This is a genomic window from Shewanella sp. UCD-FRSSP16_17 (assembly GCF_001675935.1).
In the GTDB taxonomy this organism is placed as follows: domain Bacteria; phylum Pseudomonadota; class Gammaproteobacteria; order Enterobacterales; family Shewanellaceae; genus Shewanella; species Shewanella japonica.
Genome location: NZ_LZFV01000046.1, coordinates 243,004 through 259,080 on the forward strand (window position 1 = coordinate 243,004; position 16,077 = coordinate 259,080).

The window sequence follows — 16,077 nt, forward strand, 5'->3', positions numbered from 1 at the left end:
TAGGAGCCATAACATGAACTTTAAACTGAATTTAATCACTGCTTCTTTATTAATGGCAACGGCCCCTGCATGGGCAGCTGACTTTGCTGTTGGCAATGCTAATACTGAGAACCTTAATCAAGAGAAGTATCAATGTAAGCGCTGTACTTCAACACAAGGTTACAGCGGAAACGTTAACGTCTCTGCAGGCTACATCGACAGTGATGATGTCCATGCTGCCAATGCCTTTGGTACTGACCAAGACGGGTTTGTCACAGCAATCAGTGGCGACATTGAATACCAAGACGAAAACGGCTACCAAGCCAGCATTCAAGCGCACCAACTTGGCTTTGAAAACAGCACAGCTAACATCAGTGTTGGCCAAAAAGGCTTATTCAATGTTGATGCGGATTACACATTAATCACCACGTATCAATCTGGTGATGCCCAAAGCAACTTATACTACGACGATGGCATGATGACGCCTGATGTACCGTACGTATTTGAGTTATCTCAGCAACGTGAAAAAGTGGGTATCGGCGCCGATTTCAAACAAGACTTTTATCAAGCCTATGTGCGTTTCGACTCTGAAGATAAAACGGGTTATAAAAGCAGTAGTTTAGTCAGCCCAGGCCCAATTAACTTTGGTCAACGTGTTGATTCAACCACTGACTCATTCACCGCTGGCGCAGCACTCACCGGTGATAACTGGTTAACTGAATTAAGTTATTTTGGCAGTCAGTATAAAAACAATACTGACAACCTAAGCTTACCAACTGAATACGATGTGTATGCTGCAACCCCAGATAATCAAGCGCACCAAGTCTCATTATCGGGTCAGTACCAGCTAGACCGCACTGTCATGTCTGGTCGTTTCATTGTAGGTCGTATGATCCAAGATGACGATTTGATTCAAGTGGCAGGCAACCCAATTCAAAACTGGGATGGCGAAGTCGATACCACAGATGCAAACTTCCGCATCACTTCTATGCTCAACAACCGTTTACGCCTTGGTGGTAGTTACGACTACAGCAATCGTGAAAACAACAGTTCAGTCTTTGAATTCCAACAGTACAACTTCGATGGCGTCAGTGGCACATTCAAAGAAAACGTCGCCACGGATATTGAGCGTTCAACCTTTAAGGTTAATGCCAGCTACCGTATTGCTAGCGGCTACCGCTTACAAGCCGGTTATGACCGCAAAGACATCGAACGCACTTACAGCGAACGTGAACAAACCAATGAAGATAGCTTATGGGCAAAACTGTCTATTCGTGCCATCGACAATTTCACTATCGATCTAAAAGCAGGTCACAGCAACCGTGGCGGCTCTGAGTATCAAGCAACAGAGCTCACGTCGAGCGAAGAAAACTCACTGATGCGTAAATACTATTTAGCAGACAGAGAGCGCAACGAAGTTGAACTGCGTGTTAGCCACACTCCCCTTGACTGGTTAAGCATCGACTTAACAGGTCGTTATGCCAAAGACGATTACGATGACACTGTCATTGGCTTAACAGAATCAGAAGATTACAGCTACGACATCAATCTTAATATGCAACTAACCAAGCAGTTCTCTGCTTACGGTTTTGCTGGTCAGCAATGGATTAACTCTGCTCAAGCAGGCAGCCAAAGCTACAGCAGTCCAGATTGGTACGCTGATATTGAAGATAAGTTTATCAACCTAGGTGCTGGCGTAAGTTATGGCGGCCTAATGGAAGACAAGCTGACACTTGGTGCTGATTACTTATTCAGTAACTCAAGCAGTGACACTTATGTCACCGCAGATGGCACCAGCCCATATGGGGATTACTACTCCTATAACCATAGCGCGAGCCTTTACGCTAATTATGCCTTGAGTGATGACATGGCATTAAAGCTGACCTACCGCTACGAACGCTATTACGACACCGATGACGCTCAAATGACCCCTGACCAAGTGCCAGGCATGGTTACCCTGGGCGAGCTTAATCACAATTATAACGCCCATCAAATCATGCTGAATTTCAGCTATGTGCTGTAGTCGTTTAACAAACGTGCTGAATTTATTTTAGTAAGAGGAAATAATAATGGAACGCAGAAGTTTCTTAAAAATGAGTGCTGCATTGGGTTGTGCTGCAACAGTAACGGGCTGTAATTCAAGCTCAAAAGATGCTGAGCCACTACCGCCGCAACCACCTGTTGATGAAACACTAACTTGGTCTGCATGTTTAGTTAACTGTGGCTCAAACTGCCCAGTTAAAGTGTACAGTCGCGACGGGATGATCACCCGCGTTGAAACTGACCATGAAGTAGAAGATGTTTACGGTATGCACCAAGTTCGTGCTTGTGCCCGTGGCCGCTCACTACGTCAACGTACATACGCATTAGACCGTTTAAAATCACCAATGAAACGTGTTGGTGAGCGTGGCGAAGGCAAATTTGTTCCAATCACTTGGGATGAAGCTGCAGAAACGATTGGTAGCAAACTAAACTCAGTGATCGCTGAGCACGGTAACAAAGCGATTTTCAGAAGCTATGGTTCTGGCGCTTACTACGGTTTTGCATCTAACGGATGTTTTAACCGTTTATTCAACCTAGTTGGTGGTTGTTTGCAATACTACGGTAACTATTCTTGGGCACAACAGATTGAAGCCGCTGCACATACTTTTGGTACTGGCAGTACATCAGGTTCAGCAACTGTCACATTAGAAAGCAGTGACTTTTTACTGGGTTTTGCTTACAACCCAAGCGAAATTCGCCAATCAGGCTCTGGCGAAGGTTATGACTACTTACAGGCATTGCAACGTGCAAATGGCCTTAAAGTCACCATGATTGACCCGCGTTACACTGACTCAATGACGGGTAAAGAATCATCTTGGTTACCAATCCGTCCAGGTACGGATGCTGCATTAGCAGAAGCAATTGCTTACTTGATGATCAGCTCAGGCTGGGTTGATGCAAACTCCATCGACTTCATCAACAAGAACAGTGTCGGTTACGACGCAGCGTCAATTGAAGCACAAAAGCAAATCTTCTTAAACAGTGGCGATGCGAAGAAAATCGAATACGCTGCTGCGATGGATTCAGAAGAAAACTACCACGATTACATCATGGGCCAAGGCAAGTTCGCTGACCGTGAAGCCCGCACTCCTGAGTGGGCAGCAAAAATCACTGGTATTTCTGAAGCTAACATCAAGAAAGTCGCTGATGACTTAATGGGATCTGAAAAGCCATACATCATTGCTGGCGCTGGTGTTAACCGTCAAGCTAACGGTGAGCAAACCGTTCGTGCTATCTACATGCTAGGTGTATTAGCCGGTAAATTAGGTCGTGAAGGTTCATCAAACGGTGAGCTACCCAACATGACTAACATGTTCCGTGGTTCTATCCCAACAGGCACTAACCCAGTGAAAGAAAAAATCTCTTTCTTCACTTGGTCAGAAGCGATTCACAATGGCGAAACCATGACGGCACGTACCCACGGTATTACGGGTACTGATGATTTAGATACGCCACTTGGCACTAACATCAAAGTGATCATTTCAGCATCGGACAGCTCGCTATTAAACCAGCATGCTGACATCAACGGCACTGCAGAAATCTTAAAAGATGAAAGCGGCGTTGAGCTGATTGTTTCTTGTGATTGTTGGATGACACCAGGCGCAAAATTTGCCGACATCATCATTCCTGATACCTCTTGGTTAGAATCTAACGACTTAGTTGATGATTCTTACGCTTCAGGTGCAATGGGTTACATCACAGCAATGAAAGCTGCAGTAGACCCAATCTGGGACTGTAAGTCTATGTACCAAGTATCAGCATTAATCGCTGAAAAAATGGGTGTTGGCGCTGAGTTTACCGAAGGTAAAACTGAAGACGAATGGCTAGAAGAGCTATACCAACAAACCCGTGAAAACAGCAAAAACTTAGGTGTGAGCCCTGCGTTCCCGTCAACTTACAAAGAAGCACAAGAGATTGGTTTCTTCCGTAAGAACATGGAAAACCGCAACGTTGCACTACAAGGTTTTGTTAACGGCGGTGAAGCACTAGGTACGCCATCAGGAAAAATCGAAATTCATTCTGCAGAACTTGCATGGCGCGCGGCTAACTGGGAACAAAACAAAGTTAAAGGCGACACCATCACTGCTATCCCTCAGTACACAGTAACGTGGGACGGTTATGAAGATGAAGACACTAAAGAAGATTACCCACTGCAATTAGCGGGCTATCACACTAAAGGTCGTACTCACTCTAGCTACCATAACGTACCTTGGTTACGTGAAGCAGTTGAAGATGCAGTATGGATGAACGCTATTGATGCACAACAATACGGCGTTGCTTCTGGCGACAAAGTAGAAATGTATAACGATCGTGGTTCAATTGAAGTTGTAGTACGTGTTACTCCTCGTGTTGTACCGGGTGTTGTAGCTCTTGGTCAAGGTGCTTGGTTCTTACCAGATCCAAACGGCCGTACTGGCTCAACAGGTAAAGTGGTTGATATTGGTGGCGCAATTAACTCGCTAACCAAATACATGCCTAGCCCAGTGGCTAAAGGTAATCCACAACACACTAACCGTGTTCAAATTCGTAAAGTTTTATAAGGGAGCGCTACAATGAGCGATGCTATCCAATATAGTTTTTATGTCGATTCGACTAAATGTACAGGGTGTAAAGCCTGCCATATCTCTTGTAAAGACAGACAAGGCGAGCAAATCCGTAATGCCACTAAGCCAGTTGAAAATGGCGTGCCAAGCCTAAACGGCGTTAACTGGCGTCGTGTTTACGAATACGGTGGCGGTACATGGAATGTTGACCCTGCAACAGGTACTTTTGAGCAAGACGTATTTGCTTACTACATGTCTGTAGGTTGTAACCACTGTAGCGAGCCTGTTTGTGTTAAAGCTTGTCCTACTGGTGCGATGCACAAACGTCGTGAAGACGGTTTAGTGCTTGTAGCAGAAGAGCTATGTATTGCATGTGAAAGCTGTTCTCGTGCTTGTCCATACGATGCGCCACAACTTGATCAAGAACGTAAAGTGATGACCAAGTGTGACGGTTGTTATGACCGTTTAGCTGAAGGCCGTAAGCCAGTGTGTGTTGAGTCTTGCCCATTACGTGCACTAGACTTTGATACAACAGAAAACATTCAAGCTAAGTATGGTTCAGGTGACGGTCATATTGCACCATTACCAAACCCATCAATCACTACCCCGAACTTGATCATCAAAGCGAATCGCAATGGTCAACCAGCAGGTGGCGGTGCGGGTAATATCTTGAACCCGAAAGAAGTCTAATCAGATCTGGCAGTGGTCATTGACCACTGCCCTTTTTGAGGAAAAGTAACATGAGTATTGAACAGTCAGTTGAACAGTTATGTGAATACCAAGCCGTAGCCCGTATTCTGCATAACCTTTTTTGTCATTATCCTGAAGCAGAGCTTATTGCAAACTTCAAAGACAATGACGTTGCTGCTACTTGGCCTGAATTTGCCAATCGCAGTGACAATCAACAAGGACGTGACGCTCTAACAGCGTACCTCAATCAATGGGATGAATCTGAGCACCTAATGGACTTAAAAGTTGACTATGGTCAGCTATTTTTTGGTCCAGGTGAACCTAAAGCGATACCACAAGGTTCTGCTTACTTAGGTGAAGATCAAGTACATTTTGATGCATCAACTATCGCATTAATTGATTTTTACAAGCAGTACGGCGTGAGTTTCGAACTTGAGATGCCACAACCCGTTGATCATATTGGCTTGTTCTTTAGCGTATTAGATTCAAGTTTTGCCCAACTCGTTGAGGCTAAAACCAATCCTGAATCTGATGTCGATGAGCAGCAATTAACCCAGTTTATTCAGGTGTTGTTACAGCAACACATGCTACCTTGGGCGGGTCGCTGTTTAGCCTTAGCGAAAACCAATGCAGAGACAGATTTTTATCTGGCCATTGCGTTATTGGCTAATGACTATTTAGCTGAGCTTACTGACGCATTTAAGGTTATACCAATGCCAAGAAAGCTATTCAGATAAACGCGTTTTACACTCATGTCATGTTGTTTTCGTAGGAGTTGTTATGTCAGTCATTCACGCAATGGGCGCACAGTGGGATAAGGCCGAGTGGTCGCATCAACTGGTCGCATTCTGGCAGCAAGATACCTACGTTAACAGCCTTTTTGCAGGCGCAACGAATGCCACGACCACTGCTAATCTAGTCGCCGCATTAATCGACCCATCTCGTCGTATCTCTTGCGAACAAGCTAAGTTCGATACCCCAGCAGTGTTTAGCGCATTATTCGACTGTTTTTTGCTGTTATTTGTCAAAGAAATCAACAGTAACAACCTGACTCAAGCAGAAGCCTTAATCATTCAAATTACAGAGCACTACGCCAAGCAGTGTCTCAAACAAGCTGACGAATTAGCCGCCAAATCACACCCCGACAACGATGCTTTGCAAAACAACCAACAAGCTCAAGGCACTGATACTAGACTCGCGGTGATATGTCATCAAAGTCAAAAAGTCATCTCTGCAATGGATCAGTTAGCACAACTGCGTCAACAACGTCGTAGTCAAAGCCGCAATATGGGCAGCTAACAACTGACTCGTATCGACTTAAGTGTCGACAACGGCATTCCTTTTAGGTAATTTCACTCATAAGCAATAACTCACCATCAGATTGAGTACACACCCAAGTGAAAACCAACCTCATCACCCCTGAAGGGATGACCAAACTCAAAAAAGAACTGAATTACCTGTGGCGAGAATACCGCCCAGAGATCACCAAAAAAGTTACCTGGGCAGCCAGCCTTGGCGATCGCAGTGAAAATGCAGATTACAAAGAAAATAAACGCCTGCTTCGCCAAATAGATGGCCGAGTTCGTTTTTTACGTAAACGTATCGAAACGTTAAAAGTCGTCGAATATGCCCCCGAACAAGAAGGAAAAGTCTTCTTTGGAGCCTGGGTTGAAATTGAAAACGATGACGGCAAACTACTCACTTTTAGAATTGTCGGCCCCGACGAAATCTACGGCGATGCCAAAGGCTATATCTCAATTGACTCCCCCATGGCACGCGCCTTACTGAAAAAAGAAGTCGACGACGACGCTGTCGTTCCAACACCAACAGGCCCACAAGATTGGTATATCAACAAAATATCTTATACAGCTTTATAGGTAGAGCTAATAACCATAAAGAAATAGAACAAAGCCCCATTTAGGCGCATCCACCAAGATTAATAAGACTTTGAGTCGATTTAGCTGGCATAAGTTTGCGCAATAGCGCTCATCTACTAAACTTGAGATCCTGTTTTTTATCTCTATTGTTTTTTGAGTGGCATAAAAATGGAGCTTTTATGTATGGGCAATGGTTAGTGCGATTTAACAAGAGCATCGTCTGTATATTGCTCATTTTTTGTGGGGTGGCCAACGCCTCGCCGCCGTCTCATATTGTGGGTAACTGGCTAAGTCAACAAACCGATCACATTGAAATTTTACAAATCAACGATGACCACAGTTACTTACAGATTGGTCTAGACCTGCAGGCGCCAGATAACAGTTTTGCCGAATGGGGTTACTTTAATTTGTCTAACACGAAAGCGTTTTCTGAATTGCCGCTTTCTATCAGCTTTAATCCGACATTTAGCAATAATCCAACCAAAGGCTTTATCACCTTACTCACCCAACGAAATCAAAGCCATGTGTACCTCAACAGTGATGCCTCTCGCTTACAATTAAACATGGACACCTTAGGTGATAACTCAATTGATAACGTGATTGAGTACCAACAATTAGAACCAAGAGAAATTGAAGGCTATTGGTACAACCAAGACTATGACGACCTTTATGCAGTGCTAATGCTAGAAAACGGCCTTTATGTGCAACTGCAAATCAACTTTGAACATGATGACGAACTGACAGGGATGGAGTGGGGCCAATATCAGCACCAATCAGACTCTGGGGAAGTGTATTTTCAAACTCAATATGACGACAATCAACAAACAGGCTTTAGTCGTTATGGAGAAATCGCCTCAGCGGCTTTTAATGTCAAATTACATGATGACCAATTAATCTTTCTACTGGATCACAACGAAGATGGCATCATAGATACTTTTTCACGATTAATGCGCAAAAACTGATTTAGTTACAATTTCAAAAAATCAAATCCACTTCATTATTTATAAATAATTTCATAGACTTAATTATCATTATTAGTCATATTATCCTTGTTCTGCCATAATCGACAGTAACACCTCTTGTTTGCACTCTAATAAACTCGCTATATTGAACTGATTAATGGTATTTAGCGCCGAAATTTAGACTAAAGGATATTTCATGGGCCAGGAAACATCTAAAATTCTCGTTGTCGATGATGACATGCGACTCAGATCATTATTGGAACGCTATTTACTTGAGCAAGGGTATCAAGTGCGAAGCGCTGCCAATGCTGAACAAATGGATCGTTTATTAGAACGTGAAAACTTTCACCTTTTAGTGCTTGATTTAATGCTTCCGGGTGAAGATGGACTCTCTATCTGCCGACGCTTACGTCAGCAAGAAAACCCTATCCCTATTGTGATGCTAACAGCCAAAGGCGATGAAGTAGACCGCATTATTGGTTTAGAGTTAGGCGCAGATGATTATCTACCAAAACCATTTAATCCTCGTGAATTACTTGCCCGTATTAAAGCCGTTATGCGCCGTCAAACCACGGAAGTACCTGGTGCACCAGCTCAGCAAGAAGAAGTCATCAGCTTTGGTGATTTTTCATTGAACCTTGCCACTCGTGAAATGTTCCACGACGATAAGAGTATTGCACTGACTTCGGGTGAGTTTGCTGTGCTTAAAGTATTGGTATCACATCCAAGAGAGCCATTATCTCGTGACAAACTGATGAACCTTGCTCGAGGCCGTGATTACTCAGCACTCGAGCGCTCCATTGACGTTCAAGTCTCAAGATTACGTCGCTTAATTGAAGTCGACGCGGCTAATCCACGCTATATTCAAACTGTGTGGGGCTTGGGTTATGTGTTTGTGCCTGATGGCACCGCAAGAGGGTAACTCCCCATTAGCCAGAGTAAATCCATTAGCCAGCCAACGGCAATTAAACTGAAGTGGTGGCAGCGTTTTCTGCCACGCAACTCTTTCAGTCAAACCGTTCTCTTGATTGGCAGCTTGCTGCTTATCAATCAGCTAGTGTCTTACTTATCTGTCACTGTATATTTCATCAAACCTAGCTACGAACAAATTAACCAACTGATTGCCCGTCAGATTAATTTGTTGTTCATCGATGGCGTTACGATTAGCCGTGAACACCTCACCATGGTCGACGCCCTCAATGCAAAAGTACGCCACGATGAAATGAAAATCTACAATCAACAAGATGCCATCAAAGCAGGGCTTGATAGTGCAACGTATTATGGCTTCTTGTCTGAGCAAATGTCGCAATACTTAGGTGGCGAGGCTGAAGTTCGCTTTTCCCAAGGAACGCAATTACAAGTTTGGATCCGACCACCACAAGCACCCACCTTGTGGATAAAAGTGCCGCTTACTGGCCTCAATGAAAATGATCTCTCACCCCTGACTCTATACTTATTAGTGATTGGTGCATTAAGTGTCGCTGGAGGATGGATATTTGCGAGGCGATTAAATCGACCGTTAAAACGCCTACAACAAGCAGCGGTGACAGTTTCCAAAGGTGAGTTTCCAAAACCTTTACCATTAAGCGGCTCATCTGAAATCGTTGAAGTGACCCACGCCTTTAACCAAATGTCTCATAGCATGAAGCAATTGGAGCAAGACAGAGCCTTGTTGATGGCAGGGATCTCGCACGATTTACGCACCCCGCTGACACGCATTCGTCTTGCCTCAGAGATGATGGTCGATGAGGACAAGTATCTTCAAGAAGGTATTATTAATGATATCGAGGATATGGATGACATCATTAAGCAATTTATTGCTTATGTTCGTCATGATCAAGAAAGCGTGCGCGAACCGAATCAGATTAATCGCTTAATCCAAGAAATTAGCCAGCAAGAGGTGAATCGTGATGGTGAAATCGAGTTAGATTTACAAGATTGTCCATTGGTGCCTTTTCAAAGTATCGCTATTAAACGAGTACTGAGTAATTTAGTCGAAAATGGCTTTCGCTATGGCGGCGGCTGGATAAAAATCAGCTCTAAACATAAGCCCAAATACGTCAGCTTTATTGTCGAAGACAATGGCCCTGGCATTAACGAAGCTAAAATCGATGAACTATTTCAACCATTCACCCAAGGCGACAGCGCCCGTGGCTCAGTGGGCTCTGGCCTAGGTTTAGCGATAGTAAAACGGATTATTGACCGCCACCACGGAAAAATTGAATTGAGTAATCGTCCAGAAGGCGGCTTAAAAGCACAAGTATGGTTGCCAATAGATAATAGTTAATGCTATTGAGCTTGTTGACTGCCCAAAGTTTGATACCAAAAAGCGACTGCTATAGCGTAAATAGTGAGTCGCTTTTTCAGATTGGTTATTACTCTGTTTATAAGTCTGAATGTGGGCCAAACACTTCGTAATGAATTTGCGACTCTGGCACATTAAGCGCGAGTAACTGCTGCTTAATCGCCTTCATAAACCCAATAGGGCCACAGAAATAATACTGTGCATTTGGCACAATACGCTCAGCGATATTTTCCAGTGCAACTGTCCCTTCAAAATCAAAGTCTTCAGCGGGTAAATCTGTCGCTAACGGTTGACGATACCACACATAACTTTCAAGGTGAGTATTGGCATTGCGCTTAGCTTTTATCGCATCTTTAAAGCCATGCTGCGCACCGTCTTCACAGGCATGAACCCACGTAATATCTGCTTGGTGAGATTGAGACAATAACTGATTAAGCATACTCTTCATTGGTGTCACCCCCACTCCAGCAGACAGTAATACCACTGGCGTATCAGCTTGTGCAGAAAGTACAAAATCACCAGCTGGGGCTATAAGCTCAATCACATCACCAACATGATAATGATCATGCAGTAAATTTGAAGCTTTACCTTCCGCTTCACGCTTCACGCTAATGCGGTAGCTACTCCCGTTTGGCGCATCCGATAATGAGTATTGACGAATTTCAGTAAACTCAAGCTGTTCATGCTCAAGCGACACGCTTAAGTACTGTCCAGGCGTAAAATCGACAACCGATCCACCGTCCTCAGGCGTTAATAAAAATGAAGTAATCACTGAAGACTCTACTGTTTTAGCCTTAACAACAAAACGGCGCTTACCTTCCCATCCACCCGTTTTGGCAGCGGTTTGCTGATAAAGCTGCGCTTCACGATTGATAAAAATATCCGCTAAAAAACCATAAGCATTGCCCCATGCCGTCAATACTTCTTCGGTTACTGCATCACCGCCAAGTTCTTTAAGGGTCGCAAGTAGGTGACCACCAACAATGGCATACTGCTCTGGCTTGATTAAGAAACCAGTGTGTTTATGGGCTATACGCTCAACGGCAGCGCCAAGTGCTTCTAAGTTATCTATGTTTTTGGCATAGGCTGCCACGGCATTAAATAAGGCAACTGGCTGACCGCCAGTGTGTTGATGAGCCAAGTTAAATACATCTTTTAACTCAGGATTATGTTCAAACATACGTTGATAAAAGTGTGTGGTTAGCGCTGGGCCTGCTGCTTCTAATAACGGAATCGTGCTCTTAACAACGTCTTTGGTATGCTGATCTAACATAAACAACCTCTAATATGTATTTAAAATGCATGTTTTAAAAGAATACTAAACATGTATTTGACTTAGATCAATGTATTTCAGATTAATTTGAATTTATCTTGTTCGTAAATATCATACTGGTAGCTGAAAGAGTTGACTCGATTGCACCAAGATCAAGAATCAGTGATGACCCTAAAAATAAATCAATACAGTTATACGTTTACGACGCAACTCTTGGATAAGGTGGGTTAAATTTGAATAAAAAAGGCGACTATATCAGTCGCCTTTAAAAGCTAATCTCTCTCGTAATATTTACAAAACCGCTAATATCGCTTCTGCAGTACTGACTTCAAAAGATTTCGGCGCTTCCACATTCAAGGTCGTCACAACACCATTATCAACAACCATGGCATAACGTTGCGAACGAATGCCACCAAACCCAGCAGTATCCATATCTAAGCCTAGTGCCTTAGTGAAACTCGCATCACCATCAGCAAGCATGGTCAGCTCTGAAGCATTTTGCGCCTCTCCCCATGCTTTCATTACAAAGGCATCATTCACTGAAACACAGGCAATGACATCAACTCCTTTGGCTTTAAGCTGATCGGCATAAATCACAAAACCCGGTAAATGGGATTCTGAGCAAGTTGGCGTAAATGCACCAGGTACTGCAAACAACACCACTTTCTTATCAGCAAAAAAATCACTCACATTGTGATTGAGCATTCCGTCTGGTGTTAACTCAGATAAGATGCCTGCAGGTAATGTGTGTCCTTGTTCTATCATGGGATATCCTTAATCAAGTGAAATGATGATTAACATAATGACTAGCATAAAACGAAATCCTTCAAACAAACACCGAAGAATTGTATGGTTAATTTATCCAATAAACGTGAATGTAGCCACTAAAGCACTCGCTACTATTCTGGTATGCTCGCTATGCTTCACTTAACTTCTCGTGGCTCTTTATTACTCAGTATTCATCTTAGCTTTAGGTTTCATCGCCCGATACGCATGTCGGCATCCTTTACCGCAGCCCACAAGACATAATTCACACGCTAGGGATAATATAAAGCCAATGACTAAGCCTATAGTAATCGCTCTGGTGTCCAACATAATGGTATGGCTAAAATTTTGCCAAACCTCTTGGCGAATATCCTCTAATGGCTCGAAAGCCACTTGTTCAAAACCGCTGTAAGCGGTTTGGTTAAATTGATTTAAGGCGTCATTGAGTAATTGATACCGCTGATAAATGGCTTCAATGCTGTCTCCGCCGGCATTGACAACTTGATCAGGGTTTTGTTGATAATGCTGAATAAGCCGTTGGATATCACCCGCAAAAAACCGATCAGCATCTCGCTGAAATTGATCCAGACTTAATTTGGCTTCTTGAGTATGCGCTTGTAAACGTTGACCGTACTGATCGACAAAAGCAGGCACTTGCACCCCAAGCAGTACGCCACTAACAAACAAAATGAGCCGCAAATAATCCATTATCGATTTCATGTAAATGCCTTTAAAAAGTGTGAATGGCTTGGCTTATAACGTTAATTTAGGTTGGATAAAGTCAATGAAAGCAGAAATGCGTTTCGCCACAGAAGATGATTTATAATACACAGCATTGACCTGACGACAGCCAGCATTGACCAGTTTTTCAGACTCAAGCAAGGTCACCAACCGCCCTTCCTCAATATCTTTGTTCACCATAAACCCAGATAAACAGCCAATGCCATGGCCGGCTAACACCAATTGTCGAATGGTTTCTCCACTATTACATGTCATCGCAGGCACAGCTGTGTACCCGCCCTTTAGCGGCCATTGATTCAGCACTTTAGGCTCACTAAAACCGATTAAATTATGATAATTTAACTCACAAACCTGCTTTGGAATATCACGCTTTTGCAAGTATTCAGGTGTCGCCACTACGTACAACATACTGTGACCCAATAAGCGGGCATGCAAAGTAGAATCAGCAAGTTCACCAATACGAATAGCGACATCCGTGTGCTTTTCTAATAAGTCGACATAACCCTCGTTAGAGGTGATTTCTAATTCAATATCTGGATATGCCTCTTTGAATTCATGAATTAATGGGATTAATTGATGAAATACAAATGGACTAGCTGCGTTAACTCGCAATCGTCCTTTGGGTAGATCGCCACGGCAAATCAAGTCATGTTCTGCTTGATTAAGGCATTGCAGCCCATTGCGAATAGACTCAACAAACTGACGACCTTCATCGGTTAAATCAACTCGTCGAGTGGTGCGGTTTAATATCGTCACACCAAGTTGTTGCTCTATTCGACTAACAGAACGTGATACTCGTGCCACTTGAATATCCAAGTGCTCTGCCGTAGCTGAAAAACCGCCACTATCGACAACAGTAAGTAATATTTCTAAATCATCTGAACGTGTCAGCATGTCGTCTCCAGCAAGATTAACCGAATGGCAGATACCGTTTACAAATTGTGATAGCCATTAATAACGGCTTGGTGAATGTCTACGATTGTAGCAAGCCCATTAAAATCAGCTAGTAATAACGCTTATGTTATTAGGCTATACTGTGTAGTTAGCGCTATAGCATTAGCGATCAATATGGACATTACATTAAAGGATTAATACATGAAAGCCGCGATTATTGTCACTCTGTTACTGTCATCATCTACAATGGCAAGCTCCCCCCTCTCAGAAGAGCTCACCGCTGAACAATTAGATATGGTGATTCAAATGTCCGTGAATCAAATGAAAGCGGATGATGAATTTACCAAAATGGCCAGCTGTGTAAATCAATCAGAAGCAAAAGTAGAATCGGTATTTCGCGAAGTGATGCGGGCATGTGTTGAGAAACATATGCTAGAGGAAGATGATGAGAAAACCACGGCTTGTTTGGTATCTAATTTTTCGGAAAAACTCGGCGTATCAGCTGAAAAATTTACCGCCTGCTCCGAACAAGAGTAATCTAGTTTAACAGTGATTGTGGTTACTAACATCATGTAAAACGATGGGTAAAACCCTATTTACCCATCGTGAATGAGGCACCTGCCCTTAGAAAATGAATTGATATAAAAACCCTGCACTGATCGCCATTGAAATAATGACAAACAGAAATGCCGCAATCATTTGGTTTTTAAATATCGACTTAAGCAAAATCACTTCAGTTAAGCTCGCACCTGCACTGCCTATAATTAGCGCCATTACCGCACCTAATCCCATTCCTTTTGCTGCAAGTGCTGCACTTAATGGGATCACCGCTTCTGCTCGAATGTATAACGGAATACCGATAACTGCTGCCACAGGAATGGCTAATGGATTATCTTCACTAGCGATACTTGCAACAAACTCTGTCGGCATAAATCCGTAAATTAATGAGCCAATGGCAATACCGCCTAACAGGTAAGGTAAAACCGTTTTAAAGTCAGCCCATGTGCTGTTCCAAATCTTGCGCCACTTGCTTACAGGTACAGATTTAGCCCCACAACCACTCCCACAACCTTTTGACTCAGGTGCAATATAGGCTTCAGGTTTGACATACTTTTCAAACCCAAGTTTTTCAAGGGTAAAACCAGCAATGACAGACACGCCCATTGCCATCACAAAATAAAACAGTGTGACTTTCAAACCAAATGTCACTGCAAATAAACCAATAATGATTGGATTTAGCAGTGGGCTTGCAAATAAAAATACCATCATGGTGCCAAAGCCTGCTTTAGCACGCAGTAATCCTTTTAAAAACGGAATAGTTGAACAAGAACAAAATGGAGTAATGGCCCCTAACAATCCTGCTACCACATAACCTCGGCCATTTTTACTGCTCAGAATCCGCTGAATTTTTTCTGGTGGAATGTATTGCTGTAATACGCCCACTAAATAACTAATAGCAATAAACAGAATCGTTAACTCAACGGCTAAGAACACAAACATGTCGAGTGTTTCTTTAATCATAGTGCTATCAACTGAATTGAAGTCGAACATAGTGTAAACCTTATATCTATATTTCTAGAATAATCGAAATGTAAGCGATCTCACTAGATAGATCAATATATTTCTAGTATTATCGAAATATATTTTTGTTATACCGCTCCTAAGGAACTAAACAATGGAAATCGATACGGTTGCGAAAACACTAAAAGAATTAGGTCATCCAACAAGGTTAACCATATATAACAAAGTGATACGAGCAGGGTTTCAAGGTATTGCAGTGGGCAGTTTACAAGAAAGTCTCGGTATTCCAGGTTCAACCCTTTCACACCATATTGCCAGTTTAGCCTCTGCGGGGCTGATTTCTCAGCGACGTGAAGGGCGCACCTTATTTTGCGTTGCCGAATTTACCCAATTAGAGTCTGTCATCGTCTTTTTACAAAATGAATGCTGCGCCGATCAAACTTGCGGTGAAAAGCCCGTTATAGGCAAAACAAACGGATAATCA

General features: G+C 43.0%; 16 protein-coding genes. 11 read left to right on the forward strand and 5 right to left on the reverse strand.

The window, feature by feature from the left end; genetic code table 11:
* Nucleotides 1–13 precede the first annotated feature (13 nt).
* The 9 genes from A9267_RS18200 to envZ all read left to right on the forward strand — a co-directional run bounded on the left by A9267_RS18200 (nt 14) and on the right by envZ (nt 10,381).
* Nucleotides 14–2,002, forward strand: a complete 1,989-nt coding sequence (locus A9267_RS18200) for an MtrB/PioB family decaheme-associated outer membrane protein (protein WP_065110214.1) — start codon at nt 14–16, stop codon at nt 2,000–2,002.
* A 46-nt stretch (nt 2,003–2,048) separates the two neighbouring features.
* Nucleotides 2,049–4,562, forward strand: a complete 2,514-nt coding sequence (locus A9267_RS18205; RefSeq protein WP_065110215.1) for a DMSO/selenate family reductase complex A subunit — start codon at nt 2,049–2,051, stop codon at nt 4,560–4,562.
* 12 nt (nt 4,563–4,574) lie between these two features.
* On the forward strand, nt 4,575–5,255 hold the full coding sequence (locus tag A9267_RS18210) for a DMSO/selenate family reductase complex B subunit (RefSeq protein ID WP_055025968.1): 681 nt from the start codon (nt 4,575–4,577) through the stop codon (nt 5,253–5,255).
* Between the two features lie 50 nt (nt 5,256–5,305).
* Nucleotides 5,306–5,992, forward strand: a complete 687-nt coding sequence (locus tag A9267_RS18215) for a TorD/DmsD family molecular chaperone (protein WP_065110216.1) — start codon at nt 5,306–5,308, stop codon at nt 5,990–5,992.
* A 43-nt stretch (nt 5,993–6,035) separates the two neighbouring features.
* On the forward strand, nt 6,036–6,554 hold the full coding sequence (locus tag A9267_RS18220) for a hypothetical protein (RefSeq protein WP_065110217.1): 519 nt from the start codon (nt 6,036–6,038) through the stop codon (nt 6,552–6,554).
* Between the two features lie 98 nt (nt 6,555–6,652).
* On the forward strand, nt 6,653–7,132 hold the full coding sequence (gene greB / locus A9267_RS18225; protein WP_055025965.1) for a transcription elongation factor GreB: 480 nt from the start codon (nt 6,653–6,655) through the stop codon (nt 7,130–7,132).
* A gap of 179 nt (nt 7,133–7,311) precedes the next feature.
* Entirely contained in the window at nt 7,312–8,094 is a 783-nt protein-coding gene (locus A9267_RS18230) for a hypothetical protein (RefSeq protein ID WP_065110218.1), read from the forward strand.
* Between the two features lie 196 nt (nt 8,095–8,290).
* On the forward strand, nt 8,291–9,016 hold the full coding sequence (gene ompR / locus A9267_RS18235; protein WP_055025963.1) for an osmolarity response regulator transcription factor OmpR: 726 nt from the start codon (nt 8,291–8,293) through the stop codon (nt 9,014–9,016).
* A gap of 42 nt (nt 9,017–9,058) precedes the next feature.
* Entirely contained in the window at nt 9,059–10,381 is a 1,323-nt protein-coding gene (gene envZ, locus A9267_RS18240) for a two-component system sensor histidine kinase EnvZ (RefSeq protein WP_055025962.1), read from the forward strand.
* 97 nt (nt 10,382–10,478) lie between these two features.
* On the opposite strand, the gene hmpA is transcribed toward envZ, so the two are convergent.
* The 4 genes from hmpA to A9267_RS18260 all read right to left on the reverse strand — a co-directional run bounded on the left by hmpA (nt 10,479) and on the right by A9267_RS18260 (nt 14,072).
* Nucleotides 10,479–11,672, reverse strand: a complete 1,194-nt coding sequence (gene hmpA, locus A9267_RS18245; RefSeq protein WP_055025961.1) for an NO-inducible flavohemoprotein — start codon at nt 11,670–11,672, stop codon at nt 10,479–10,481.
* Between the two features lie 291 nt (nt 11,673–11,963).
* Nucleotides 11,964–12,437 carry a peroxiredoxin gene (locus tag A9267_RS18250; protein WP_055025960.1) on the reverse strand — a complete coding sequence of 158 codons (474 nt, stop codon included), beginning with the start codon at nt 12,435–12,437 and terminating at the stop codon, nt 11,964–11,966.
* A 183-nt stretch (nt 12,438–12,620) separates the two neighbouring features.
* The gene (locus A9267_RS18255) at nt 12,621–13,157 is read right to left on the reverse strand and encodes a DUF2937 family protein (RefSeq protein WP_065110219.1); all 537 of its coding nucleotides are present in this window, start codon (nt 13,155–13,157) and stop codon (nt 12,621–12,623) included.
* Nucleotides 13,158–13,190: 33 nt separating this feature from the next.
* Nucleotides 13,191–14,072 carry a LysR family transcriptional regulator gene (locus A9267_RS18260; protein WP_065110220.1) on the reverse strand — a complete coding sequence of 294 codons (882 nt, stop codon included), beginning with the start codon at nt 14,070–14,072 and terminating at the stop codon, nt 13,191–13,193.
* A 201-nt stretch (nt 14,073–14,273) separates the two neighbouring features.
* Between A9267_RS18260 and A9267_RS18265 the strand changes: the two genes are divergently transcribed.
* The gene (locus tag A9267_RS18265; RefSeq protein WP_065110221.1) at nt 14,274–14,609 is read left to right on the forward strand and encodes a hypothetical protein; all 336 of its coding nucleotides are present in this window, start codon (nt 14,274–14,276) and stop codon (nt 14,607–14,609) included.
* A gap of 87 nt (nt 14,610–14,696) precedes the next feature.
* On the opposite strand, the gene A9267_RS18270 is transcribed toward A9267_RS18265, so the two are convergent.
* Nucleotides 14,697–15,623 carry a permease gene (locus tag A9267_RS18270; RefSeq protein WP_065110222.1) on the reverse strand — a complete coding sequence of 309 codons (927 nt, stop codon included), beginning with the start codon at nt 15,621–15,623 and terminating at the stop codon, nt 14,697–14,699.
* A 124-nt stretch (nt 15,624–15,747) separates the two neighbouring features.
* On the opposite strand from A9267_RS18270, the gene A9267_RS18275 reads away from it, so the two are divergent.
* On the forward strand, nt 15,748–16,074 hold the full coding sequence (locus A9267_RS18275; RefSeq protein ID WP_065110223.1) for an ArsR/SmtB family transcription factor: 327 nt from the start codon (nt 15,748–15,750) through the stop codon (nt 16,072–16,074).
* Nucleotides 16,075–16,077 lie beyond the last annotated feature (3 nt).